We start from the raw sequence: 24,043 nt of genomic DNA, 5'->3' as shown, positions 1-24,043 counted from the left end.
ACGGTGGCCGGCTGAAAGAGGTTCTCCGCAACTGCGTTGTCTTCGCTCTGCGAGTCGGCCTCCTTCTGCTCGTACGGATGTATATGGGCCACCCCGGTTCAAGGGGCGTACCGTATGTCTGCCCTTATCCCTTATGTCGTTATCGCTGGCCGGGTACAGGGTTGGGCAAGAAACCGGAAACCACGGCCCAGGAGGCCGGGCGAGGTCCGTGGAGAGCGTGCCGCGCGTTGGCGCCGAACCGCTCCCGTTACCCTGGGCACCGAAGCGGGGCGCCGGGAGGTGGGGGCGCCCGGCGTGTCGAACAGGACGGGACGACATGGACGCTAGTGATCGTCCGGCACGGCTGGCCGTGGGGGTGCTCGGCGCGGGACGCGTCGGGTCGGTGCTGGGCGCGGCGCTCGCGGGCGCGGGCCACCGGGTGGTGGCCGCCAGCGGTGTCTCCGACGACTCCCAGCGCAGGGCGGCCGACCGGCTCGGCGTCACGCCGGTGTCGCCGGAGGACGTGGTACGCGAGGCGCAGCTCGTGCTCCTCACCGTCCCCGACGACGTGCTGCCGGGCCTGGTCTCCGGGCTCGCCGCGACCGGCGTGGACCTGAAGGGCAAGCTGCTCGCCCACACCAGCGGGGCGTACGGGCTGAGCGTGCTCGACCCGGCGGCCCACGCGGGCGCGCTGCCGCTCGCGCTGCACCCGGTGATGACCTTCACCGGCCGCGAGGACGACCTGCGCCGCCTGTCCGGCTGCTCGTTCGGCGTGACCGCGCCCGACCCGCTGCGCCCGGTCGCCGAGGCCCTGGTGATCGAGATGGGCGGCGAGCCGGTGTGGATCGCCGAGTCCGACCGCGCGCTCTACCACGCCGCGCTCGCCGGGGCGGCCAACCACATGGTCACGCTGGTCGCCGAGTCCTCCGAGCTGCTGGAGCGCATCGGCGTGGAGCACCCGGGCCGCATGCTCGGCCCGCTGCTCGGCGCGGCCCTGGACAACGTGCTGCGGCTCGGCATCGCCGGCCTCACCGGCCCGGTCGTACGCGGCGACGCCGGCACCGTGCGCAAGCACGTGGACGCCCTCATCCTCGCCGCGCCCGAGGCGGCCGACGCCTACATCGCGCTGGCCCGCCTGACCGCCGACCGTGCCCTGGCCGCCGGCCTGCTCAAGCCGGAGGCCGCCGAACGCCTGCTGGACGCCCTGGGAGGCAACATATGGACGTAGTGGTCGCGCACGACCGGGCCGGGCTCCAGGAGGCCCGTACGGCCCTGGGCGGGGCCGGGAGGCTGGCACTGGTGCCCACGATGGGGGCGCTGCACGAGGGGCACCGCTCGCTGATCCGGCTGGCGCGGGAGCGGGCGGACCACGTGGCGGTCAGCATCTTCGTGAACCCCCTGCAGTTCTCCCCGAATGAGGATTTTTCGCGTTATCCGCGGACATTTGACGCCGACCTGGAGGTGTGCGCGGCCGAAGGCGTCGGCATCGTCTTCGCTCCCTCCGATGAGGTGATGTACCGGCCAGACCGCCAGGTGTCGGTCTCCGCCGGCGAGATGGGCGCCATCGTGGAGGGCGCGTTCCGGCCCGGCCACTTCGACGGCGTGCTCACCGTGGTGCTCAAGCTGTTCAACCTGGTACGCCCCGACGTCGCGGTCTTCGGCCAGAAGGACGCCCAGCAGCTCGCCCTGATCCGCCGCATGGTGCTCGACCTCGACGTCCCGGTCGAGATCGTCGCCGGCCCCACCGTCCGCGAGCCCGACGGGCTGGCGCTGTCCAGCCGCAACCGCTACCTGTCGGCCGAGGACCGCGTGGTCGCGCTCGCCCTGTCGCGCGCGCTGCGCGAGGGCGCCCGGCACCGCGCGCCCGCCGACATCCGGCGCGCCGCCCGCGAGGTGCTCGACGCCGCGGCCCCCGCGCTCGCCCTGGACTACCTGGTGCTGGCCGACCCCGCCACGTTCGCCGAGGTCGGCGACGACCACGTGGGCGAGGCCGTGCTCGCGGTCGCGGCCAGGGTGGGCAGCACCCGGCTCATCGACAACATGGTCCTAACCTTGACGTGACCCTCGGCGACATTCGGCGTGCACGCCCCCCGGCGGCGCGACCGGCGAAAGGTGACACATGCTCAGGACCATGCTCACGGGCAAGATCCACCGTGCCACGGTGACCCAGGCCGACCTGCACTACGTGGGCTCGCTGACCATCGACGAAGACCTCATGGACGCCGCCGGCATCCTCCCCGGCGAGCAGGTCCACGTCGTGGACATCGACAACGGCGCCCGCCTCGTCACGTACGCCATCACCGGGCCGCGCGGCAGCGGCGTGATCGGCGTCAACGGCGCCGCCGCCCACCTCGTCCACCCCGGCGACCTGGTCATCATCATCGCGTACGGCCAGATGGACGACGCCGAGGCCCGCTCCTTCCGCCCCCGAGTGGTGCACGTGGACTCCGCCAACCGCGTGATCGCACTGGGCGCCGACCCGGCCGAGCCCGTCCCCGGCAGCGACACCCACCGCGGAGACGGCGCCCTCACAGCCTGACCTCCCCCGTCGGCGGCGTTCAGGACCCGGCCGCGGAAGCCCCGCAGGGGACCTTTTCGGTCGGCTCCGGTTTGGCGTCCTCCTCGCCGCCGACGCGGTGCCGCGGCCGGCCTGGCGGGCGGGCCCGGGGCAGGCAGAGGGCTGTGAACAGGCCTATCGCCATCGCGCCCGTCGCGATCAGGAAGGAAACGCGGAAGCCGTGCACGGTCGGGACGGTGACGCCGTTCACATGGTGCGCGGTCCCGGCGAGGACCATGCCGATGACGGCGCTGGAGACCGAGGAGCCGATCGAGCGCATCAACGTGTTGAGACCGTTGGCCGAGCCCGTCTCCGAGGCGGGGACCGCGCCGACGATCAGGGCAGGCAGTGAGGAGTAGGCGAGGCCGATGCCCACGCCCAGGATCGACGTGATGACGAGGCTCTGCCAGGGGGCGCTCATCAGGCCGAGGCCGGCGCCGTAGCCGATCGCGATGATCACCATGCCGAGGATCAGGGTGACCTTGGGGCCGTGCTTCGCGGACAGCCGGGCGTGGACGGGGGCCGTGAGCATCATGGTCAGGCCGAGTGGCGCCATGCACAGGCCCGCGACCACCATTGACTGGCCGAGGCCGTAGCCGGTGCCCTTCGGCAGTTGGAGCAGTTGGGGGAGGACCAGCGAGACGACCAGGAACGAGGCGCCGACCATGATCGAGGCGAGGTTGGTGAAGAGCACCGCGGGGCGGGTCGTGGTGCGCAGGTCCACCAAGGGTGCCTTGAGACGCACTTCCATCACGCCCCACAGGACGAGCACGACCGCCGCCGCGGCGAACAGTCCGAGGGTGGTGCCGGAGGTCCAGCCCCAATCGCCGCCCTTGGTGACCGGTAGCAGGAAGAGGACGAGACCGGCGGACAGCCCGATCGCGCCGAGGACGTCGAAGGTGCCCTGCGCGCGGACCGGGGACTCGGGGACGACGAGGAGGGTGAGGGCGATGCAGAGGACGCCGAGGCCGGCGGCGCCGTAGAAGAGGGCGTGCCAGTCGGTGTGCTGGGCGACCAGGGCCGCGGCGGGCAGGGCGAGGCTGCCGCCGACGCCCATGGAGGAGCTCATCAGGGCCATCGCCGAGCCGAGCTTCTCGCGGGGGAGTATGTCGCGCATCAGGCCGATGCCGAGGGGTATCGCGCTCATCGCGAAGCCCTGGAGGGTTCGGCCTGCGATCATCGTGAGCAGGTCGCTGGTGACGGCGCTGACGAGCGCGCCGGCGACCATTAGCGCGAGGCTGAGGATCAGCATGCGGCGCTTGCCGTGGAGGTCGCCGAGGCGGCCCATGATCGGCGTGGCGACGGCGCCGGAGAGCAGGGTCGAGGTGATGACCCAGGTCGCGTCGTCCGGCTCGGTGCCCAGCAGTCGCGGCAGTTCTTTGATCACCGGGACGAGCAGGATCTGCATCACCGAGACCACGATGCCCATGAAGGCGAGCACCGGGACGAGGGCTCCGCTCGCTCTGGCTGCGGGCCGGTCGGTCGATGTGTGCGTCATGAGGGACGGCCTCCAGGCCGGGAGGGCGGGGTGGGAGGCTCACTCGAATGCGGACGCACTCTGCTTCGCGCCGGCTGTCGCCCACCGGCCGAGGGCGAACCCATCCCCGTCCCGTCGGACCTCCACGACGCCCGGACCACCGAAGTGCGCGGGGACGAGCAGCTCCCGTTCATCGGCCGCCCGCCCGAGAATCCGCAGGCGGCTGGCCACCGCTTGTCCTGGGTCCAGGCAGGCGTTGCTGTTGCAGCAGGGGTCGAGAACCTGCACCGGGCTGTGCAGCAGATCTCCGACGAAGACCGCCCGGTCGCTCCCGGATGCGAGGCGCAGCACGGACGAGCCGGGAGTGTGGCCGGGCGCGGACTCCAGGGTGAGGTGTTCGTCGATGCGGTGGAGGCCGTCCCACAGCACGGCCTGCCCGGCCTGGTGGATGGGCGCGATGCTGTCCTCGTAGATCAGGCGGTCCACCTCATGCGCACCATTCCCGTACGCGTTGTCCGGACCGTAATGGAAGTCGTCGGCGGCCGGAATGAGGTACTGGGCGTTGGGGAACGCCGGTACCCACTGCCCGTCCGCATCGACGGTGTTCCAGCCGACGTGATCGACGTGGAGGTGGGTGTTGACGACGACATCCACATCCTGCGGGCGAACACCGGCCCTCGCCAGGAGGCCGAGGAGATCACTTCGAGAGTGGTGGAACGGCCCCATGCCCGGTCGTTCGCGCCCGTTGCCCGCGCCGGTGTCGACCAGGACGGTCCGCCCACCGCTGCGCAGCACCCAGCTCTGCAGAGCGAGCACCGCCAGGTCGCCGTCCGGCTCCCAGTGATCCGGCGCCAGCCAGTCCTCGTTGTCCTGCCACACATCGGCACCGGCTCCCGGGAACATGACGGAGGTGGGCAGGAACGGTTCGTGCCACTCGACGACCCGGATGACCTCGACATCCCCCAGCACCATGCTCTGCGCACGCTCGTTCTCGTTCGTCATGTGCTCGACCCTAAGAAAGATCGAACGAGCCTCTCAATGCGTGTTCAGCTCAATAAGATACGAATCCGTCTCACGCTTGCTGCGGGAGATAGTGTGGCTCGATGGATGTGGTGAGTGACGCGATCTCCGCCGTGCACCTCGGGCACCCGTGGTTCCACCGGGTGCGGACGAGCGGGAGCTGGTGCGCGCGGCTGGACCCGTACGACGGCGCGGGCTTCTACGTCGTCCTGAAGGGCACCTGCCGGCTACGGACCGACTCCGGCGCCCTGGTATCCCTCGGCGTGGGTGACGCGGTGCTGCTGCCTCATGGCACCGGCCATGTGATCGCCGATTCCTCCGTCGATGCGGCGGTCGCGGCGCAGAAGTCGGTGCCGTTCGAGCAGTGGCTCGCGGAGACCGGGCCGGGAGCCCGGCCCGACCGCGACGGGACGGAGATCCTCTGCGGCAAGTACTGGCTCGACTGCAGCCGCATGCACCCGCTGATGGCGGAGCTGCCCGAGGTCGTCCACCTTCCCGGCCGAGTAGGCGGCAACCTCGAACTCCGCTCCGCGATCGACCTGCTCGCCGGTGAGCTGGACGAGGTGCGGCCCGGCTCCTGCGTGGCGCTCCCGAATCTGCTCGACCTCCTCCTCGTCTACATGATCCGCGCATGGATGAGCGAGACCACCAGCGGGTCCTGGCCCGGCGCACTGGGCGACCCGGTGACGGCCGCCGCCCTGCGGGCGCTGCACTCGAATCCGGCCGCGCAGTGGAGCAACGATCGTCTGGCCGCGGAGGCGGGCGTCTCCCGTGCCACCCTGGTGCGCCGGTTCACCTCCCTGGTCGGCCGTCCCCCGATGGCGTACCTCACCTGGTGGCGCGTGATCCTTGCCGCCACCCTGCTCCGCGACACCAAGGAAACCCTGGCCACCATCGCCGGCCGAGTCGGCTACGGCAGCCCGTACGCGCTCTCCCACGCCTTCGAGAGGGAGTTCGGCACCACACCGGGGCGGTATCGAGCGCAGGCCACGGGGCGAACCGCTTCCGCCGCGGCCGGGGCGTGACGCGGCAGAACTCACCGCCCCCGCAGGCCATCCGACGGATCCAGCCCGCCCTGATCGGTTCCACCGGCAGGCGCAGGGACACGACCCGTCCGTCGCCGGCGTCTACCGGCACTCGCCGAGTACGAGAAGACCCGGGCGTGCCCGGAGGCAGTCGAGACGGCACACGCCGACTTTTAGGTGGGGGGTCGGGAATGGGAGGGTTTGGGGAGGGGTTATCGTCATGTTGACGTTTATTGGCGAAATCTAGCCCGGTGATCCCCTCCGGGCAGGGAGGTGGCCTGTGGGCGCCCCAACCATCCCCTCGCGTCTGACCGCGCCGCCGCCCGGATGGGCCGTGCGGGCCGATGTGGTGGTCGTCGGGTCCGGCATCGCCGGGCTGACCGCCGCTCTCCGGTACGCCGAGCTGGCTCCGGCGGCCAAGGTGCTCGTGGTCACCAAGGACGTCCTGTCGGCGGGGTCCACCCAGTGGGCCCAGGGCGGGATCGCCGCCGTCCTGGACCCGGGCGACTCGGCCGCCGAGCACCTGAGCGACACCCTGGTCGCGGGGGTGGGGCTGTGCGACGTGCCCGCCGTGCGGGCGCTGGTCACCGAGGGGCCGGGCGCGCTGCGCCGGCTGATGGCGCACGGGGCGCGCTTCGACCGTGACGCGGAAGGGGAGCTCCAGCTCACCCGCGAGGGCGGGCACCGGCGCAACCGGATCGTGCACGCCGGGGGCGACGCGACCGGGGCCGAGGTGCAGCGGGCGCTCGTCGAGGCAGCGCGCCGCTCGCACATCGAGATCATCGAGCACGCGCTGGTGCTGGACCTGCTCAAGGACGCCGAGGGCCGCGCCGCCGGCATCACCCTGCACGTCATGGGCGAGGGCGCGCGCGACGGCGTGGGCGCGGTGCGGGCCAACGCGGTCGTGCTGGCCACCGGCGGCATGGGCCAGATCTACTCCTCCACCACCAACCCGGTCGTGTCCACCGGCGACGGGGTCGCGCTCGCGCTGCGCGCCGGGGCCGAGGTGCGCGACCTGGAGTTCGTGCAGTTCCACCCCACCGTGCTGTGGCTGGGCGGAGGCGCGACCGGGCAGCAGCCGCTGATCAGCGAGGCCGTACGCGGCGAGGGCGCGGTCCTGATCGACGCCGCCGGCGAGCGGTTCATGCGCGGCGTGCACGAACTGGCCGACCTCGCCCCCCGCGACGTCGTGGCCAAGGCGATCACCCGCCGGATGCGCGAGACCGGCGCCGAGCACGTCTACCTCGACGGGCGGCACTTCGGCGAGGAGAAGTGGCGCACCCGGTTCCCCACGATCTACGCCGTCTGCCGGGAGCACGGCATCGACCCGGCGCGCGAGCCCATCCCGGTCGCGCCCGCCGCGCACTACGCGAGCGGCGGGGTGCGTACCGACCTGCGGGGGCGTACCACCGTGCCCGGCCTGTACGCCTGCGGCGAGGTCGCCTGCACCGGCGTGCACGGCGCCAACCGGCTGGCGTCCAACTCGCTGCTCGAAGGGCTGGTGTTCGCCGAGCGGATCGCCGCCGACATCCTCGGCAGCGAGCACGCGCCCGGGGAGCCGGTCCGGCCCGACGGCCCCACCGGGCTGGTCGATCCGCGGGCCCGCCCCCGCATCCAGGGCTGGATGAGCCGCGGCGCGGGCGTGCTGCGCAGCGGCGAGAGCCTGCGCGAGGTGGCCCGCGCCCTGGTGGACGCCCGCTGGACCCCGGTCGCCGTCGAGCCGTGCACCGAGTCGTGGGAGACGACCAACCTGCTCACCGTGGCGACGGTGCTGGTCGCCGCGGCTGCCCGGCGCGAGGAGACCCGCGGCTCCCACTGGCGCGAGGACCACCCCGAGGCCGACGACACGAGGTGGCTGGCCCACCTCGACGCCACACTGTCACAGGAGGGACTGACCATGACGTACCGCCCGCACGGAGAGCGCCGCACCACCCTGCCGCCGCAGGTCGAGCACGAGCTGACCCAGGCCGGTCTCGACCCGGCCGACGTCGTCGGGGTGTACGCGCGGGCACTGGCAGAGGACGTCTGGGAGGCGGGCGACGTGACCAGCCTGGCCACGATCCCCGAGGGCCGGGAGGCCGTGGCCGACGTCGTGGCGCGGGCCGACGGGGTGGTGGCCGGGCTCGCGGTCGCGGAGGGCCTGTTCGCGTACGCGTCGGAGGGCCGGCTCACGGCCGCGCGCCGGGTCAAGGACGGCGAGCGGGTGGCGCGGGGCGACGTGCTGATGACCGTCTCCGGCCCGGCCCGCGACCTGCTCACCGCCGAGCGTACGGCCCTGAACCTGCTCACCCACCTGTCCGGCATCGCCACCGCCACCGCCCGCTGGGTCGAGGCAGTGGAGGGCACCAACGCCCGCGTCCGCGACAGCCGCAAGACCCTTCCGGGCCTGCGCGCGCTGGAAAAGTACGCCGTCCGGTGCGGCGGCGGAGTTAATCACCGTATGTCCCTGTCGGATGCGGCTCTGATCAAGGACAATCACGTGGTGGCGGCCGGTGGCGTCGCGGCGGCGTTCCGCGCCGTGCGGCAGGCGTTCCCCGGGCTGCCCATCGAGGTTGAGGTCGATCGCATCGACCAGATCGAGCCGGTGCTCGCCGAGGGCGCCGAGGAGATCCTGCTGGACAACTTCTCGGTGGAGGAGATGGCGAGGGCGGTGAGAATGGTGGACGGCAGGGCACGCCTTGAGGCGAGCGGTGGCCTGCGCCTGGAGTCGGCCCGTGACGTGGCCGCGACCGGGGTCGACTACCTTGCGGTGGGAGCGCTAACGCACTCGGCGCCGGCACTGGACATCGCACTGGATCTGCGGGGGACTTGATGCTGCTCACGATCGACGTCGGCAACACCCACACGGTGCTCGGCCTGTTCGAGGGCGATGAGGTCATCGAGCACTGGCGGATCGCCACCGATGCCCGGCGCACCGCCGACGAGATCGCCGTCGTGCTGCAGGGTCTGCTCGCGCAGTCGCCGTTGCTGAAGAACGCCGACATCAGCGGCATCGCCATCTGCTCGACGGTGCCGTCGGTGCTGAACGAGATGCGCGAGATGTGCCGCCGCTACTACGGCGACGTCCCCGCGGTCGTGGTCGAGCCCGGCGTGCGCACCGGCGTGCCGGTGCGCATGGACAACCCCAAGGAGGTCGGCAGCGACCGCATCGTGAACGCGCTCGCGGCCATCCACCTGTTCGGCGGCCCGTGCGTGATCGTCGACTTCGGCACCGCGATCTCCTTCGACGCCGTCTCCGCCAAGGGCGAGTACGTCGGCGCGGTCACGGCCCCGGGCATCGGCATCTCGGTCGATGCCCTGGCCAACGCCGGCGCCCAGTTGCACAAGGTGGAGCTGATCCGGCCCCGCTCGGTGATCGCCAAGAACACGGTCGAGGCCCTGCAGAGCGGCATCATCTACGGCTTCGCCGGACAGGTGGACGGCATCGTGGAGCGCATGGCCGCCGAGCTGGCCGACGATCCCGACGACGTCACCGTGGTGGCGACCGGCACCCACGCCCCGCTGGTCGCCGCCGAGGCCCGCTCGGTGGACGTCCACGAGCCCTGGCTGACCCTGATCGGCCTGCGCCTGATCTACAACCGCAACGCCGGCTGAGCCGGCCCGCCGGGCCGCGTTCGGCGCGACGGTCGCCACGGGCACGACGCAATACACTCTACGGGTGACCGATGACCTGACGACTCCGACCGAGGACGTCCCGGAGCAGATGCGTGTGCGCCGGGAGAAGCTCGACCGCCTTCGCGCCGAGGGCGTCGATCCCTACCCGGTGAACTTCCCGCGCACCGCGACCATCGCCGCGGTCCGCGACAAACACCAGGGCCTCGAAGCGGACGTCGCGACCGGCGAGCGGGTGGCCATCGCCGGGCGGGTGATGCTCTCGCGGATCGGCGGCAAGCTCTGCTTCGCCACCCTGCGCGACGGCACCGGTGACATCCAGGTGATGCTCTCGCTGGACAAGGTCGGCGAGGAGCGTCTGGCGGCCTGGAAGCGCGATGTCGACCTGGGCGACCACGTCGGCGTCGAGGGCGAGGTGATCACCTCGCGGCGCGGCGAGCTGTCGGTGATGGCCGACTCCTGGCAGATCACCTCCAAGTGCCTGCGCCCGCTGCCCGAGAAGCACGCCGGGCTGACCGACCCCGAGGCGCGGGTGCGTCAGCGCTACGTCGATCTGATCATCAACGACGAGGCGCGGCGCATGGCGCGGCTGCGCAGCGAGACCGTGCGCGCCGTACGCGACTTCTGGTACGAGGAGGGGTACCTGGAGGTCGAGACGCCGATGCTGCAGCCGATCCACGGCGGCGCGGCGGCCCGGCCGTTCAAGACCCACATCAACGCCTACAACATGGAGCTCTACCTGCGGATCGCGATCGAGCTGTACCTCAAGCGGCTCGTCGTGGGCGGCATCGACAAGGTCTTCGAGATCAACCGCAACTTCCGCAACGAGGGCGCCGACTCCACGCACAACCCGGAGTTCACCATGCTGGAGGCGTACGGCACCTACCTCGACTACAACGACATGGCCGACCTGACCCAGCGCATGTACCAGAAGGCGGTGGTGGCCGCGCTCGGCACCACCGTGGTGGTGCACAAGGGCCAGGAGATCGACCTGGGCGTGGAGAGCTGGCCGCGGCTGCCGCTGTACGGCCTGGTGTCCGAGGCCCTGGGCGAGGAGGTCACCCCCGAGACCCCGCTCGACCAGGTCCGCCGCTACGCCGACAAGCGTGAGATCTCCTGGGACCCGAAGTGGGGCCAGGGCAAGCTGGTTCAGGAGATCTTCGAGGAGCTGGTCGAGCACACCCTGGTCCAGCCGACGTTCGTGATGGACTACCCGCTGGAGACCTCCCCGCTCACCCGCCAGCACCGCGAGAACCCGCTGCTCACCGAGAAGTGGGACCTCATCGGGTTCGGCACCGAGCTGGGCACGGCCTACTCCGAGCTGGTCGACCCGATCGAGCAGCGCCGCAGGCTCACCGAGCAGTCGCTGCTCGCCGCCGGCGGCGACCCCGAGGCCATGCAGCTCGATGAGGACTTCCTCACCGCGCTGGAGTACGCCATGCCGCCGACCGGGGGCGTGGGTGTGGGCATCGACCGCATGATCATGGCCTTCACCGGTAAGAACATCCGCGAGACCATTCTGTTCCCGCTGGTCAAGCCGGTTTCCTGATCGCGGTGGCCGCGCCGCGTCCCGTGCCGGGACGCGGCGCGGCGAAATGCCGGAGAAGAAAGTCGCGATTCCGGGGTCGGTCGCCGCTCCGGGGGCGTCGCGAGATAGTCACCGAATGTTCGGAAGAGTGCCGTCGCGCCGTCGCATTGTGCGGCGATTTCCGCCACGCGTTCCTCCGGCCGCCGGATGGCCCGCAACACGCTCGCGGGAAGAGTGTGCGGAAAACCTCATCTTTTCCGGAGAAATGAGCGTATGGCGCACCGGCGGTGTATGCCGTCCGTGAGATGGCCCCGCCCGTACGTCCCGCCGGCCACCCGTCGGCCACCCTGCCGACCGCCTGCTCGGCCCGCGCTCGGCCTGCTCAGGCCGCCCGGTCTGCCCGGCATGCCCGCGAAGACCCGCGACCGCGACCTGGGGCCGGCGTGGCCGGGGGGCGCTTCCGCGTGTCCGTCGAGGCGGTGGCGGAGGGCACAGGTAATCGCACCGACATATCGTGAGTAGTTCACATAGTGCCCTCTATGTCAACGCTTGCGGAACACTATACGGGTCTGTCCCGCTTGACGACCTTTCTCTATGCCGTTTACCGTTCCTGAGCGGGCACTAGACAGCAAGTACACCTCTCGTCGGCATCGTTGAGTTCCATGGGTTGGGTGAAGGGGGCTCCGATGGCATTTCCCAGGGTTGATTCCCTGCGTGAAGACGGCTCGGCCGAGGCGCAACTGCTCGGGTTGAGCGAGGACGATCTCGTCCTGCTCGCGGAGCTGGCCAAGGGCGTGACCGTCGATCGCGTCGGCCGCCGCCTGGACGTCAGCGGACGCACCGTACGCCGCAGGCTGCGCGGGATCTGCGACCGGATCGGCGTCGCGACCGCGATCGAGGCGGTCGCCTGGGCGGCGCGCAGACGGCTCATCTGAGCCGCGCGCCGCGCGATCGTGGCGCACCCGGCCCCTCCCGGCCCAGGACCCGCAGAACCCGGCCCGGCGGCGGCCGGGTTTCTCGCTGCCCGCTCCCGCCCGCGCCCGCCCGCGCCCCCCGGGGACCTGCTCGCGTCAGTCGGCGATGCGGACGGCCCCGGCGTACGGGCGGTTGCCGATCGGCGCGATGCGTACGACGTCACCGGTGCGCGGCGCGTGGACCATCATGCCGCCGCCCACGTAGATGCCGACGTGGTGCAGGTCGTTGTAGAAGAAGACCAGGTCGCCCGGCCGCAGTTCCTCGCGCTTGATGTGGGTGCCGGCCGTCCACTGGTCGCCGGTGTAGTGGGGCAGGCTGATGCCGACCTTCTGGTAGGCCCACATGACCAGGCCGGAGCAGTCGTAGCTGTTGGGGCCCTCGGCCCCCCACACGTACGGCTTGAGCTGCTGGGTGAGCGCCCAGCGGGCGGCCTGCGCGGCCTTGCCCTTGCCGATGATCGGCAGGTCGATCCTCCGGGCGGCGCCGGAGTTGCCGGTGCTGGCCAGCGCCCGGCGGAACAGGCTGCTCTCGGTCTGCTTGATCAGCTTCTGGATCTGGTCGCGCTTGGCGTCGAGGTCGCGGACCAGCTTGGTGACCTCCTCGGCCCGCGCCTTGGCACTGGCCTTGGCCCGCTCGGCGGCCTCGATGGCCTTGGTGACCTCGGCGACCTCCTGCCCCTGCTGCTGCTGGATGGCGTAGGTGGTCGCCGCGCGGTCGAGGAAGCCGTCGGGGTCGCCGGAGCCGGTGAAGGCGAGCGCGGTGCTCAGCCCGCCGCCGGTCATGTACGCGTTCTGCGCCAGCAGGCTGGCCTTGTGCCGCTTGGCCTCAAGGTCGGCCTCGCTGGTGGCCAGGGTCTTCTGCGCGAGGTCGGCGGCGCGCTTGGCCTGGGCCAGCCTGACCCGCTCGCCGTTGTACTGCTCGGTCAGCGAGCCGATCTGCTCGTGCATCTTCTCGACCTTGGCGGCCAGCTCCTTGAGCGAGGGCTTGGGGTCGGCGGAGGCGGACACGAGCGGCGAGCCGAAGGTGAGTGCCGCGACGGCGAGCGCGACGACCAGCACGCGGCGGACGAGACCGCGCTCGGGGCGGCGCGGGCGGGGTTCTCGGGGTCGTACGCGGGACCCGGCGCGGGCCCGTGCGTGCTTGCCCGCGTGCCGCTGCCCGCGCGTGCGCTTCACCAACCAAGCTCCTTTCATCGACGCCTACCGGGTTAGCTGACGGGTTCGGGCCGGAGCAGCCCTACCGAGCGGCGCTCGGATTCACCCCGGTTGCGGTGGGTCCCCGGTTTCCCGCGAGGTGCGGCGGCGGGAATTCGGCGTGCGGCCTTCGGCCGATGCATCGAAGCTGGACACTAGTGGAGCAGGGGTTCCTGCTCAACCAGAACTGCCAACTCTGTCGGGGTCGCACAACGCGCGCGCGTCAGGACGAAGGCCGATTGTCGCGTTCGTGGTACGGATTCGCAGGGTGCGAGAGCCTTGTCGCAGAACGTCGCCGGTGGACACTGTGACGGCAGTTAGGGGAGAGCCGGAATGGAACCCCGCCGAGCACGTACGCTGAACGTCCATGAAGCAGGTCGCGGAGGAACCGGCCGAGCCGGCGGCGCGCACGGAACCTACGGAGGGCGAACGTACCGAGGGCGAACGCACCGAGGGCACCGGGCGGCGCGAGGTGCCCCAGGTGCCCCAGGTGCCGCAGGTGGTGGTGCGGCGCGCCCGCACCCCCGACGTGCGCGTGATCCGGCGCCTGGTCGACACCTACGCGGGCGCCGGCCCCCGGCTGCTGGAGAAGGCCACCGTCACCCTGTACGAGGACGTGCAGGAGTTCTGGGTGGCCGAGTTCGACGGCAGGGTGGTCGGCTGCGGCGCGCTGCACGTGCTGTGGGAGGACCTGGCCGAGATCAGGACGGTCGCGGTCGATCCCGAGTGCCGCGGTATGGGCATAGGTCACGCGATCGTGGCGCGGCTGATCCGGACCGCGCGGGAGCTCGGTCTGCGGCGGGTGTTCTGCCTTACCTTCGAAGTGGAATTCTTCGCCAGGCACGGGTTCACGCCGATCCAGGGCACCCCGGTGCAACCGGAGGTCTACGCCGAACTCCTGGCCTCGTACGACGAGGGCGTGGCGGAGTTTCTCGATCTTGAGCATGTCAAGCCCAACACGCTGGGCAACACCCGGATGCTCCTTCACCTTGACGCCGACCAGAAGGGCTGACGGCTGAGAAAGGTGACTGTTGATACCTATATCGATACGTTGTGCACCAGCAAAGCATGTGAGCCTGACATACGCCGCATGCGCACTCGAAGCGAGGTGACACGGTGAGCACCCCCGGACAGCCGCCGTATGCACAGGACGACCCGGAGCGCAACCAGCGTACGTCGGGAGCTCCTGAGTACGGCCAGCAGAACTACGGCCAAAGCGCCAATCCCCCCGATCCAGACGTGACGGTCGTCGGCTACCGGACCGACCCGGGCGGCGGCTACGGCCAGCAGCAGCCCCAGTACGGCCAGCAGCAGGGTTATGGCCAGCAGCAGGGCTACGGGCAGCAGGGGTACGGGCAACAGCAGCCGCAGTACGGTCAGCAGCAGGGTTACGGTCAGCAGCAGCAGTACGGCCAGCAGCCGCAGCAGCAGTACGGCCAGCAACAGCCCCAGTACGGCCAGCAGCAGGGCTACGGTCAGCAACCCCAGTACGGTCAGCAGCCGCAGTACGGCCAGCAGCAGTCGTACGACCAGGGCTACGGTCAGCAGCAGGGCGGCTACGACCAGGGTTACGCGCAGCAGCAACAGCAGCAGGCGTACGGTCAGCAGCAGCCGCAGTACGGCCAGCAGCAGGGCTACGGCCAGCAACAGCAGCAGTACGCCCAGCCGCAGTACGACCAGCAGCAGCAGTACGGCCAGCAGCAGTACGGTCAGCAGCAGTACGGCCAGCAGCCCCAGTACGGCCAGCCGGACTACGGGCAGCAGCAGTACGGCCAGCCCGCCTACGCCCAGGGCTACGGCAAGCCGGCGGCCGGCGTGCAGCCGCCCGGCGCCCCGGCCCCCCTCGCCGAGTGGTGGCAGCGCCTCGTGGCCAGGATCATCGACGGCGTGATCCTGGGCATCGTGTTCTCGGTGCTGAACCTGGTGCTCACCGGAATCCTGGTCACCCAGGCGCCCTATGACCTGCGCACCGGTGCGCCTGCCGTCGAATCCGGCCTGTTCCTGGCCACCCTGCTCGTGTACGTGCTCGCCACGGCCATCTACATCGCCTACGAGTTCTTCATGCTGCGCATGAACGGCCAGACGGTCGGCAAGATGGTCATGGGCATCAAGGTGGTCCGGGTCAACGGCACCATGGCGCCCGGCGGCCTCGACACCGACGTCGCGCTCAAGCGGGCGGGCGTGCTGTGGGGCCCGTACGCCGCGAACTTCATCCCCTTTGTCGGATGGCTGCTCGCCTACGGCTTCTACATCGTCAACGTGCTGTGGCAATTCTGGGACAAGCCGCTGCAGCAGTGCCTGCACGACAAGGTGGCCGCCACCGTGGTCGTGAAGGCCAAGTAGCCGGGTCCCGAGCCGAAATCGGGGGTCGTCCGCCGTGCGGACGACCCCTTTTTCGTGCGCATATGCCTCCGGCCCGAGATGGCGGCGGCGAGCGGGGAAGGTGCCCCTTATGCCGACCCCACCGGCTTCCCGCGACCGCGGCGGCCGCCGCTCGCGCGCCCTTCTGCCGGCGATGTTCGCCCGGATGATCTCCAGGCCGGCCTTTGCCGTCTATGACGCCGCCTCGCATTCCCGCAACGGACGGACCGCGGGCAACAGGATGGGCGCGGATCGGGGCCGTCACGGCGCCGGGAGGCGTTCTGACAAGGGCCGTGCTCGCGAAAGGCGCGCTGCTCCCGGCGGGTCTCATGGCGCCGATGGGGATTGCGGTGACCAAACTGTTCCCGGGGCTCCCGGTCTTCGCCGCGGGCCCGTTCATCGCGGCCGGCAAGCCCTTCCAGCAGGGGTTGCGTGACCCGCCGAGGGACGCCATCGTGGAGAGAGTGCCGCCCTGACCGGCGTTTTCGCACGTTACGATCTTCGTGGAGGGGGCCCAGTCGGCTTTTCCCGGCCGATTTACAGACTCCATCCGGTAAGCGGGCTGGAGAGACAGCCATTAAGCTGGTCGGGCACGGAGAGGTAGCAGTTGCCTCCCCTGCGACACGCCGGGGCCCTCTTGGCGCTATCGTCACCCTGGGGGCCTCTGTGGCGCGACCGGGCGGGTCGCCCCCCGGGCCCTGATCCGGCTTGTGAATACCGTGCGTGCCTGCAAACACAGCCGACCCAGGAGCTGAGGACGAATGATGGATGTATTGTCCGCGTTGATACCCCCGGCCGTGGTGGGCGGGGCGTTCATCTACGGGGTGGTGAAGCTCCTGCGATCCGAAGCGGCAGGAAGGCGTGCAAACCGGCACGATGAGGTCCGGAAGCCTAACTGATCCTCTCACGTCGGGCGTCTCCCGGAAACCCTGTTGCCGAGTCGAATTGTGCCGGGGTTCTGTGGGGTATATGTTTGGCAGCGAATGAAACAATGCCTCGCGAAAGGAATGCTCTACATGGCCAAGCAGATCCAGGAGATTCTCATCGACGACCTCGACGGGGGCGAGGCCAATGAGACCGTCGCCTTCGCGATTGACGGCACGTCCTATGAGATTGACCTGAGTGACGTGAACGCCAAGAAGCTGCGGGACGCGCTGTCGCCTTTCGTGCAGTCGGCCCGCCGGTCCAGCTCCGTGTCCGCACGTCGCCGCGGCGCCCGCGGCGGTCAGCGCGCCATGACGCGGGAGAAGAGCTCGGAGATCCGGTCCTGGGCCAAGGCCCACGGTCTGCCGGTCAGCGAGCGCGGCCGGATCGCTTCTTCGGTCGTCGAGCAGTACGAAGCGGCTCACTAAAAGATCAGGACCGGGGCGCCGGGGGCGGTGGGCCCGCAACACCCCCCAACGGTGGCAGGTCCGATCTTTTGACGGAGCGTGCGCTTATGACGGCCGCCTAGGACCCCGGCGGCCGCCATAAGCGCATGATCGCGCGTGACGGTGGTAAACAGCCGTTCGCTTCGGGCGTATCGGGAACACCTCGCCCCCGAACAGTAGTTGGATGTGGGTGAACGCCCTGCTCTCGGGGAACGTCTTCTCCATAGGAGCACCGCTGTGGGAGGGGACAGGGTTCGCCGAGCCGGGGCTACCATGCGGAATGACGGGCCGGATCTCCCGCGCCCGCCTGACCGCTCTGTGAGGAGCGACGAGATGTTCGAAAGGTTCACCGACCGCGCGAGGCGGGTTGTCGTCCTGGCCCAGGAAGAGGCCCGGATGCTCAACCACAACTACATCGGCACTGAGCACATTCTTCTTGGCTTGATCCATGAGGGTGAGGGCGTTGCCGCCAAGGCTCTGGAGAGCCTGGGCATCAGTCTTGAGGGTGTGCGTCAGCAGGTCGAGGAGATCATCGGCCAGGGCCAGTCGGCGCCGTCGGGGCACATTCCTTTCACCCCGCGCGCCAAGAAGGTCCTTGAGCTGTCGCTCCGTGAGGCGTTGCAGCTTGGTCACAACTACATCGGCACCGAGCACATCCTGCTCGGCCTGATCCGTGAGGGCGAGGGTGTCGCCGCTCAGGTGCTGGTGAAGCTGGGGGCCGATCTCAACCGGGTGCGTCAGCAGGTCATCCAGTTGCTGCACGGCTACCAGGGCAAGGAGCCCGCGGCGGCCGGTGGCCCCCAGGAGGCCGCGCCCTCGACCTCCCTTGTGCTGGACCAGTTCGGCCGCAACCTGACCCAGGCCGCCCGCGAGGGCAAGCTGGATCCGGTGATCGGCCGCGAGAAGGAGATCGAGCGGGTCATGCAGGTGCTGTCCCGCCGGACCAAGAACAACCCGGTCCTGGTGGGCGAGCCCGGCGTGGGCAAGACCGCGGTGGTGGAGGGCCTGTCCCAGAAGATCGTCAAGGGCGAGGTGCCCGAGACCCTGAAGGACAAGCAGCTCTACACCCTCGACCTCGGCGCGCTGGTCGCCGGGTCCCGCTACCGCGGTGACTTCGAAGAGCGCCTGAAGAAGGTGCTCAAGGAGATCCGCACCCGCGGCGACATCATCCTGTTCATCGACGAGCTGCACACTCTGGTCGGCGCGGGCGCCGCCGAGGGCGCGATCGACGCCGCCAGCATCCTCAAGCCGATGCTGGCCCGCGGCGAGCTGCAGACCATCGGCGCGACCACGCTCGACGAGTACCGCAAGCACCTGGAGAAGGACGCGGCCCTGGAGCGCCGCTTCCAGCCCATCCAGGTCGCCGAGCCCAGCCTGTCCCACACGATCGAGATCCTGAAGGGTCTGCGTGACCGGTACGAGGCGCACCACCGCGTCTCGATCACCGACGGGGCGCTGGTGGCCGCGGCGCAGCTCGCCGACCGCTACATCAGCGACCGGTTCCTGCCCGACAAGGCGATCGACCTCATCGACGAGGCCGGCTCGCGCATGCGCATCCGCCGCATGACCGCGCCGCCGGACCTGCGCGAGTACGACGAGAAGATCGCCAACGTGCGGCGCGACAAGGAGTCCGCGATCGACGCGCAGGACTTCGAGAAGGCCGCCGCGCTGCGCGACCAGGAAAAGCAGCTCCAGCTCAAGCGCGAGCGCCGCGAGAAGGAGTGGAAGGCCGGCGACATGGACGTCGTGGCCGAGGTGACCGAGGAGCTCATCGCCGAGGTCCTGGCCACCGCCACCGGCATCCCGGTGTTCAAGCTCACCGAGGAGGAGTCGCAGCGGCTGCTCCGCATGGAGGACGAGCTGCACAAGCGGATCATCGGCCAGGACGACGCGATCAAGGGTCTGTCCCGCTCGATCCGCCGCACCCGCGCCGGCCTGAAGGACCCGCGCCGCCCCGGTGGCTCGTTCATCTTCGCCGGCCCCTCCGGCGTCGGTAAGACCGAGCTGTCCAAGGCGCTGGCGGAGTTCCTGTTCGGCGACGAAGACGCGCTGATCATGCTGGACATGTCCGAGTTCATGGAGAAGCACACCGTCTCCAGGCTGTTCGGCTCCCCGCCCGGCTACGTCGGGTACGAGGAGGGCGGCCAGCTCACCGAGAAGGTGCGGCGCAAGCCGTTCTCCGTGGTGCTCTTCGATGAGATCGAGAAGGCCCACCCCGACATCTTCAACTCGCTGTTGCAGATCCTGGAAGACGGTCGCCTGACCGACGCCCAGGGCCGGGTGGTGGACTTCAAGAACACGGTCATCATCATGACCACCAACCTCGGCACCCGCGACATCTCCAAGGGCATCGGTGTCGGCTTCGCCCGCGCGAACGACGCCGAGAGCAACTACGACCGGATGAAGGCCAAGGTGCAGGAGGAGCTCAAGCAGCACTTCCGCCCCGAGTTCCTCAACCGCGTCGATGACGTGGTGGTCTTCCACCAGCTCACCCCGAAGGAGATCATCCAGATCGTGGACCTCATGCTCGCCCAGGTGGACGAGCGCCTGAAGGACCGCGACATGGGCCTGGAGCTGACCGCCGAGGCCAAGCAGTTGCTGGCCGACCGGGGCTACGACCCGGTCATGGGCGCCCGGCCGCTGCGCCGGACCATCCAGCGCGAGCTGGAGGACGTGCTGTCGGAGAAGATCCTCTACGGCGAGCTGCGTCCCGGCCAGATCGTCAAGGTGTCGGTCGAGGGCGAGGGCGACACGGCCAAGTTCGTCTTCGCCGGCGAGGCCGCGCCGAGCCCCAGGGTGCCCGACTCCGCCGCCGCCATCGCCGAGGCGATCCAGCGCTGAGCGGACCGGCCGCCCCCTGACGGGCAGGCGGGAGCGACGACCGAAGACCCCGCGTGAGACCTCTCACGCGGGGTCTTCGCATTTCTTGGGCGTTACGCTTTCCCACCACCTCATGTAGTACTACACTGTGTAGAGCGAATTCGGCCCAAGTCTCGCCCAAGCGGCTCACAAGTAGCCCTCCGTAGCGTGGGGCGCCGTCCGAGTCCGCCCTGGGACGTAGATAGGAATCATCTGCAGGGCTGACGCCGGGGGACGCACTCTGACGCCATGCTCGAGCGGGCCGGGCCGAGTTCCGGCAGGAGGGGACCCCTGTCCGCGCCGAGCCCTGATCGGCGCCGGCGTGCGGCAGCGGGGATTGGATCTCTACACAGGCACGCTGGAGGCATCACAATGCGTCTGCGCCACGAGGACGGCACGCTCGTACACCTGGCCTACAACGCCGGTGTGCACCCGGCGGAGGACCTGGAGAACCTGATCGCCCACCTGACCCGCTACGCGGTGCCGGTGCGCAAGCGGCTGGGGGTGGAGCGGATGGGCATCGGCCTGTGGCTGGCGCCCAGCGTGGCCGACCACCTCAGCGCCGACCGGATCGAGCTGGTCCGCCTGCGCCGCTCGCTGGAGGAGCGCGGCCTGGAGGTCGTCAGCCTCAACGGCACCGGCGGCCGGCACCTGGAGGCCCCCGGCCCCGACTGGGCCAAGCCGGAGCGCTACCGCTACACCATGGCCCTGGCCAAGATCCTGGCCTTCCTGCTCCCCGACGACGTGCGCTTCGGCAGCATCTCCACCATCCCGATCGGCTGGCGCCGCGACTGGCCGGCCGACCTGCACGCCATCGCCACCCGCCGCCTGGAGCGCCTGGCCCGCGAGCTGCGCGGCCTGTACAGCGTGACCGGCAAGACGATCCGGGTCGGGTTCGAGCCGTGGCCGGGCTGCGTGCTGGAGACCACCGAGCAGGCCCTGGAGCGGGTGTGCGGCATCGACTCCGAGCACCTCGGGGTCTGCCTGGACGCCTGCCACCTCGCCGAGGGCCCCGAGGAGCCGGGTGCCGCGCTGCGCGGCCTCGCCCGCGCCGGAGCCCCGGTGGTCAAGCTGGGCCACCTGCACAACCACGCCGCCCAGTCGGCCCGCGAGGAGCTGCCCAGCACCCGCTCGGTGCTCCAGGACACCCTGACCGCCATGCTCTCGGGCGCCGTCGCGGGCACCGCCCACATCGAGGTCGAGACCCACAACCTGGCGGTGCCCCAGCGCGCCAAGGGCCCCGGCGCCCTGGTCTCGGTCCTGGCCGACGAGCTCGACTGGGCCCGCGCCAACCTGACCTCGCTCGGCCTCCAGCTCGCGGCGTAGCCCCGGATTCTCCCCTTACTGCGGCAGCCGGTACAGGTCGTCGCCCAGCGGCTCGGCGAGGCCGTCGGCGACCAGGCCGTCGAGGGCGCGTTCGCGCTGCACGGGGTCGTCCCACACCACGTCCAGCGCCGCCTTGGGCACCGGGCCGTGGGCCTGGCGGAGCACGGCCAGCAGGCGGCCACGGCACTGCCGGTCGGTGCCCGCGTACGTCTGGCCGCGGCGGGGCGGCCCGTCGTGCGCGGGGCGTCCGGCCAGCCGCCACCGGCACCGGTCGATGATCGGGCAGTCGGCGCAGCGCGGCGAGCGGGCCGTGCACACCAGGGCGCCCAGCTCCATGATGGCCACGCCCCACCTCGGGGCGTCGAGCACCGGCAGCAGCGACTCGGCCAGGGTGCGCTCGGCGGCGGTGGTGGCCTTCGGCGGGTACTCCTCGCCCCGTACGGCGCGGGCCAGCACCCGGCGCACGTTGGTGTCCAGGATCGCGTGCCTGCCGCCGAAGGCGAAGGACGCGACCGCGGCCGAGGTGTACTCGCCGATGCCGGGCAGCGCGCGCAGCGTCGCGTGGTCGGAGGGCACCTCGCCGCCGTGCTCGGCGGTGATGGCGCGGGCGCACGCGTGCAGGTTGAGGGCCCGGCGCGGATAGCCGAGGCGTCCCCAGTGGCGTACGGCCTCGCCGGGCGGCTCGGCGGCGAGGGCGGCGGGGGTGGGCCAGCGCGTCATCCATTCGGTCCAGACCGGGAGCACGCGCGCCACCGGGGTCTGCTGCAGCATGATCTCGCTCACCAGGATGCCCCAGGGGGTGGCGTCGGGGCGGCGCCAGGGCAGGTCGCGGGCGTTGGCGGCGTACCAGTCGAGGATGGGCTGCCTGATCAGTCGCGGCTCGGGCACGCCACCGACCTTACTCGCCTCACCCCGCAGGTGAGTTGTCCTGACTTGATGGGGAAACGCCAAGACGCGCCAGGTGGTTGTCTCGGCCGCGCAAGGAGTAACCATACTGTGCGTATGGATCCGGACACGTTCCGCGGCGGTTTGGAGGAAGCGAGCGCCGACGTGTACTGGCGCCGGAGGATGGCCCTGCTGGTGGGGGTGCTCGTCGTGGTCGCCGTCGTCGCCTGGGCCTGTTCCAGCACGTCCAACCCCGACCGGGTCGCCAAGCCCGCCCCGAGCGGCAGCGCGGCGCCCGATCCGATCCTGGCCAGCCTGCGCGCGAGCCGCACCCCCCGTCCCAGCGTCACTCCCAAGCCCGCCGCGAACAAGACGACACCCACCCCCGCGGCGCCCACGGCCGAGGCGCGCCGCCCCGGCGACCGGTGCAGCCCCGACGACCTGGTGCTCAGCCTGCGCACCGAGCAGGAGGTCTATCCCGGCGGGGTGCGCCCCAGGTTCATGCTGACCCTGGTCAACACCGGCCACGTGATGTGCACCGCCGACGTGGGGCCGCGCGCCATCGAACTGCGCATCACCTCCGGCGAGGACCGCATCTGGTCCTCGGCCGACTGCATCAGCGGCGCCGGCGTGGACATCCGGCGCCTGGAGCGGGGCATCCCCTACGTCCGCCCCGTCGAGTGGGACCGCATGAGGTCCGCGCAGAGCTGTGGCTCCGCCCGGCTGAACGCCCGCCCCGGCACGTACGTCGCCGTGGTCCGCGCCGACGAGCTCAACAGCCCCAAGGCGGTCTTCCACCTCCGCTGACGCCGGTCACCCGCAGCCCCGCCGCCGCACCCGTACGCACCGGTCGCGCGGGAACAGCTTCCACTCCTCCCGCTTGCCCTCCAGAGAGCGGCAGTTGAACCACAGGGCCTCCACCTCGTACGCCTGTCCCTCCTCGTCCACGGTGACGTGCAGCGTCTTGATCGGATCGTCGGGCAGCACCTCCCACACCCCGCCGTGGATCAGTGGCGCACCGGGCCGCATCAGATAGTCCCGCACCATGTACACCAGGACGTCGCCCGCCCGCAGTTTCCGCGGATCGATGTCCAGCTCTCCAGAGGCGGCATCCGTCACGCTGTCGATCTCCGCTCACTCCTCGTGCTGCACTCGCCACGCAGGGGTCACCGGCGTCACTGGCGGCCCGTCCGCGCTTTGGAGGGTCTTACCCGATCTCTGCCGATCCCGATCCCTCCAGGACGGTCTGGGATGTTTTCGCGGGAGCGATCGGGCGCGCACGGGGGCGGTCAGCGGGCGAGGATGCCGTGCTCCAGGGTGTCGATCACCAGCGAGGCCACGCCGTGCGGTGACATGCGCCCGCTCTCCACCTGCTCGATGCCCGCGGTGACCAGGGCCCACAGCACGCGCTGCACCCACTGCGGGCTCAGGTGCGGGGCGAACACGCCCTCGGCCTGCCCCCGCTCGATCAGCTCGATCACCGGGTCGTGCTCCACGGGATGCTCCGGTTCGACCACGCCGTACTCCCGCATGACGTGCGGGTCGCGGAACAGGAACATCAGCCGGTCGCCCACCTCGACGTGGGCCATCACCACCCGGCGCATGGCCTCCAGCGGCGGGCCCTCGTGCGCCCTGGCGTCCAGGATCGCCTGGCCGACCACCTCGATGGAGTCCTCCACCGTGGCGCGGATCAGCTCGTCGCGGTCGCTGACGTAGCGGTGCAGCGTGCTGCGGCCCACCTCGGCCGCGTCGGCGATCTCGGCGAGCGTGGCGGTGCGGTTGCGGGCCAGCACCGACGCGGCCGTGGCGAGGATGGCCCGCCGCGTACGGCGGCGCGTCCTGGACTCGGGGGCTGCGCCGTTCACGAGGAGAACCT

At 70.7% G+C, this 24,043-nt stretch carries 20 protein-coding genes, 1 pseudogene and 1 riboswitch; of the genes and pseudogenes, 15 read left to right on the top strand and 6 right to left on the bottom strand.

Going from position 1 to position 24,043, the window contains the following annotated elements; translation table 11 throughout:
- Positions 1 to 316: 316 nt before the first annotated feature.
- Genes HNP84_RS49445 through panD form a run of 3 tightly spaced genes read left to right on the top strand, consistent with a single transcriptional unit; the run spans position 317 to position 2,518 of the window.
- Positions 317 to 1,207 carry a Rossmann-like and DUF2520 domain-containing protein gene (locus tag HNP84_RS49445; RefSeq protein ID WP_185057112.1) on the top strand — a complete coding sequence of 297 codons (891 nt, stop codon included), beginning with the start codon at positions 317 to 319 and terminating at the stop codon, positions 1,205 to 1,207.
- On the top strand, positions 1,198 to 2,040 hold the full coding sequence (gene panC / locus HNP84_RS49440) for a pantoate--beta-alanine ligase (RefSeq protein WP_185057111.1): 843 nt from the start codon (positions 1,198 to 1,200) through the stop codon (positions 2,038 to 2,040). Before HNP84_RS49445 ends, panC begins: the two co-directional genes overlap by 10 nt.
- 58 nt (positions 2,041 to 2,098) lie before the next feature.
- Positions 2,099 to 2,518 (top strand): aspartate 1-decarboxylase, encoded by a 420-nt coding sequence (gene panD, locus HNP84_RS49435; protein WP_185057110.1) that lies wholly within the window; start codon positions 2,099 to 2,101, stop codon positions 2,516 to 2,518.
- A gap of 19 nt (positions 2,519 to 2,537) precedes the next feature.
- Here the strand turns inward: panD and HNP84_RS49430 are convergent, their stop codons facing one another.
- Both HNP84_RS49430 and HNP84_RS49425 read right to left on the bottom strand, forming a co-directional pair.
- A complete protein-coding gene (locus HNP84_RS49430) occupies positions 2,538 to 4,034 on the bottom strand; it encodes an MFS transporter (RefSeq protein ID WP_221337723.1) in 1,497 nt (498 codons plus the stop codon).
- Positions 4,035 to 4,073: 39 nt separating this feature from the next.
- Positions 4,074 to 5,015 (bottom strand): MBL fold metallo-hydrolase, encoded by a 942-nt coding sequence (locus HNP84_RS49425; protein ID WP_185057109.1) that lies wholly within the window; start codon positions 5,013 to 5,015, stop codon positions 4,074 to 4,076.
- A 101-nt stretch (positions 5,016 to 5,116) separates the two neighbouring features.
- On the opposite strand from HNP84_RS49425, the gene HNP84_RS49420 reads away from it, so the two are divergent.
- The 5 genes and pseudogenes from HNP84_RS49420 to HNP84_RS49400 all read left to right on the top strand — a co-directional run bounded on the left by HNP84_RS49420 (position 5,117) and on the right by HNP84_RS49400 (position 12,133).
- Positions 5,117 to 6,058 (top strand): AraC family transcriptional regulator, encoded by a 942-nt coding sequence (locus tag HNP84_RS49420; RefSeq protein WP_185057108.1) that lies wholly within the window; start codon positions 5,117 to 5,119, stop codon positions 6,056 to 6,058.
- Between the two features lie 280 nt (positions 6,059 to 6,338).
- Positions 6,339 to 8,870 carry an L-aspartate oxidase gene (locus tag HNP84_RS49415; protein WP_185057107.1) on the top strand — a complete coding sequence of 844 codons (2,532 nt, stop codon included), beginning with the start codon at positions 6,339 to 6,341 and terminating at the stop codon, positions 8,868 to 8,870.
- The gene (locus HNP84_RS49410) at positions 8,870 to 9,652 is read left to right on the top strand and encodes a type III pantothenate kinase (RefSeq protein ID WP_185057106.1); all 783 of its coding nucleotides are present in this window, start codon (positions 8,870 to 8,872) and stop codon (positions 9,650 to 9,652) included. The genes HNP84_RS49415 and HNP84_RS49410 overlap by 1 nt, the downstream gene beginning before the upstream one ends.
- 34 nt (positions 9,653 to 9,686) lie before the next feature.
- Positions 9,687 to 11,219: pseudogene (lysX, locus tag HNP84_RS49405) on the top strand (bifunctional lysylphosphatidylglycerol synthetase/lysine--tRNA ligase LysX); the annotation flags it as partial.
- A gap of 665 nt (positions 11,220 to 11,884) precedes the next feature.
- Entirely contained in the window at positions 11,885 to 12,133 is a 249-nt protein-coding gene (locus HNP84_RS49400; RefSeq protein ID WP_246519616.1) for a helix-turn-helix domain-containing protein, read from the top strand.
- 135 nt (positions 12,134 to 12,268) lie between these two features.
- Here HNP84_RS49400 and HNP84_RS55745 read toward each other — a convergent pair whose 3' ends face one another.
- Entirely contained in the window at positions 12,269 to 13,348 is a 1,080-nt protein-coding gene (locus tag HNP84_RS55745) for a C40 family peptidase (RefSeq protein ID WP_312927417.1), read from the bottom strand.
- Positions 13,349 to 13,354: 6 nt separating this feature from the next.
- Positions 13,355 to 13,498: riboswitch (cyclic di-AMP (ydaO/yuaA leader) on the bottom strand.
- A gap of 235 nt (positions 13,499 to 13,733) precedes the next feature.
- Between HNP84_RS55745 and HNP84_RS49390 the strand changes: the two genes are divergently transcribed.
- The 6 genes from HNP84_RS49390 (at position 13,734) to HNP84_RS49370 (ending at position 21,282) form a co-directional block, all read left to right on the top strand.
- Positions 13,734 to 14,378, top strand: coding sequence for an amino-acid N-acetyltransferase (locus HNP84_RS49390; protein WP_185057103.1), 645 nt, complete (start codon positions 13,734 to 13,736; stop codon positions 14,376 to 14,378).
- 104 nt (positions 14,379 to 14,482) lie between these two features.
- Positions 14,483 to 15,709 (top strand): RDD family protein, encoded by a 1,227-nt coding sequence (locus HNP84_RS56610; RefSeq protein ID WP_185057102.1) that lies wholly within the window; start codon positions 14,483 to 14,485, stop codon positions 15,707 to 15,709.
- Between the two features lie 368 nt (positions 15,710 to 16,077).
- Positions 16,078 to 16,203, top strand: coding sequence for a hypothetical protein (locus HNP84_RS55740; RefSeq protein ID WP_281396529.1), 126 nt, complete (start codon positions 16,078 to 16,080; stop codon positions 16,201 to 16,203).
- A 540-nt stretch (positions 16,204 to 16,743) separates the two neighbouring features.
- The gene (locus HNP84_RS49380) at positions 16,744 to 17,079 is read left to right on the top strand and encodes a histone-like nucleoid-structuring protein Lsr2 (RefSeq protein ID WP_185057101.1); all 336 of its coding nucleotides are present in this window, start codon (positions 16,744 to 16,746) and stop codon (positions 17,077 to 17,079) included.
- 351 nt (positions 17,080 to 17,430) lie between these two features.
- Positions 17,431 to 19,938 (top strand): ATP-dependent Clp protease ATP-binding subunit, encoded by a 2,508-nt coding sequence (locus HNP84_RS49375; RefSeq protein WP_185057100.1) that lies wholly within the window; start codon positions 17,431 to 17,433, stop codon positions 19,936 to 19,938.
- A gap of 390 nt (positions 19,939 to 20,328) precedes the next feature.
- The gene (locus HNP84_RS49370; protein WP_185057099.1) at positions 20,329 to 21,282 is read left to right on the top strand and encodes a sugar phosphate isomerase/epimerase family protein; all 954 of its coding nucleotides are present in this window, start codon (positions 20,329 to 20,331) and stop codon (positions 21,280 to 21,282) included.
- Positions 21,283 to 21,297: 15 nt separating this feature from the next.
- Here HNP84_RS49370 and HNP84_RS49365 read toward each other — a convergent pair whose 3' ends face one another.
- On the bottom strand, positions 21,298 to 22,053 hold the full coding sequence (locus tag HNP84_RS49365) for an iron-sulfur binding domain-containing protein (RefSeq protein ID WP_246519619.1): 756 nt from the start codon (positions 22,051 to 22,053) through the stop codon (positions 21,298 to 21,300).
- A gap of 231 nt (positions 22,054 to 22,284) precedes the next feature.
- On the opposite strand from HNP84_RS49365, the gene HNP84_RS49360 reads away from it, so the two are divergent.
- Complete coding sequence (locus HNP84_RS49360; protein ID WP_185057097.1) at positions 22,285 to 22,974, top strand: hypothetical protein; 690 nt, start codon at positions 22,285 to 22,287, stop codon at positions 22,972 to 22,974.
- Between the two features lie 6 nt (positions 22,975 to 22,980).
- Here the strand turns inward: HNP84_RS49360 and HNP84_RS49355 are convergent, their stop codons facing one another.
- Both HNP84_RS49355 and HNP84_RS49350 read right to left on the bottom strand, forming a co-directional pair.
- Entirely contained in the window at positions 22,981 to 23,286 is a 306-nt protein-coding gene (locus tag HNP84_RS49355; protein ID WP_185057096.1) for a hypothetical protein, read from the bottom strand.
- Between the two features lie 170 nt (positions 23,287 to 23,456).
- Entirely contained in the window at positions 23,457 to 24,032 is a 576-nt protein-coding gene (locus tag HNP84_RS49350; RefSeq protein WP_185057095.1) for a TetR/AcrR family transcriptional regulator, read from the bottom strand.
- Between the last annotated feature and the right edge of the window lie 11 nt (positions 24,033 to 24,043).

It is taken from the genome of Thermocatellispora tengchongensis, from assembly GCF_014202315.1.
Taxonomy (GTDB): Bacteria; Actinomycetota; Actinomycetes; order Streptosporangiales; family Streptosporangiaceae; genus Thermocatellispora; species Thermocatellispora tengchongensis.
Note: the sequence above shows the minus strand (reverse complement) of the source record. Positions and strands in the feature narration are given on the sequence as shown.

Bases quoted from the DNA above. Each gene is read 5' to 3' on its own strand.
- HNP84_RS49365 (WP_246519619.1), bottom strand. From the start codon at position 22,053: ATGCTGCAGCAGACCCCGGTGGCGCGCGTGCTCCCGGTCTGGACCGAA.
- HNP84_RS49445 (WP_185057112.1), top strand. From the start codon at position 317: ATGGACGCTAGTGATCGTCCGGCACGGCTGGCCGTGGGGGTGCTCGGC.
- HNP84_RS49425 (WP_185057109.1), bottom strand. From the start codon at position 5,015: ATGACGAACGAGAACGAGCGTGCGCAGAGCATGGTGCTGGGGGATGTC.
- HNP84_RS49370 (WP_185057099.1), top strand. From the start codon at position 20,329: ATGCGTCTGCGCCACGAGGACGGCACGCTCGTACACCTGGCCTACAAC.
- panC (WP_185057111.1), top strand. From the start codon at position 1,198: ATGGACGTAGTGGTCGCGCACGACCGGGCCGGGCTCCAGGAGGCCCGT.
- HNP84_RS49400 (WP_246519616.1), top strand. From the start codon at position 11,885: ATGGCATTTCCCAGGGTTGATTCCCTGCGTGAAGACGGCTCGGCCGAG.
- HNP84_RS49420 (WP_185057108.1), top strand. From the start codon at position 5,117: ATGGATGTGGTGAGTGACGCGATCTCCGCCGTGCACCTCGGGCACCCG.
- HNP84_RS49410 (WP_185057106.1), top strand. From the start codon at position 8,870: ATGCTGCTCACGATCGACGTCGGCAACACCCACACGGTGCTCGGCCTG.
- HNP84_RS49360 (WP_185057097.1), top strand. From the start codon at position 22,285: ATGGATCCGGACACGTTCCGCGGCGGTTTGGAGGAAGCGAGCGCCGAC.
- HNP84_RS49380 (WP_185057101.1), top strand. From the start codon at position 16,744: ATGGCCAAGCAGATCCAGGAGATTCTCATCGACGACCTCGACGGGGGC.
- panD (WP_185057110.1), top strand. From the start codon at position 2,099: ATGCTCAGGACCATGCTCACGGGCAAGATCCACCGTGCCACGGTGACC.
- HNP84_RS49375 (WP_185057100.1), top strand. From the start codon at position 17,431: ATGTTCGAAAGGTTCACCGACCGCGCGAGGCGGGTTGTCGTCCTGGCC.
- HNP84_RS49430 (WP_221337723.1), bottom strand. From the start codon at position 4,034: ATGACGCACACATCGACCGACCGGCCCGCAGCCAGAGCGAGCGGAGCC.
- HNP84_RS49390 (WP_185057103.1), top strand. From the start codon at position 13,734: ATGAAGCAGGTCGCGGAGGAACCGGCCGAGCCGGCGGCGCGCACGGAA.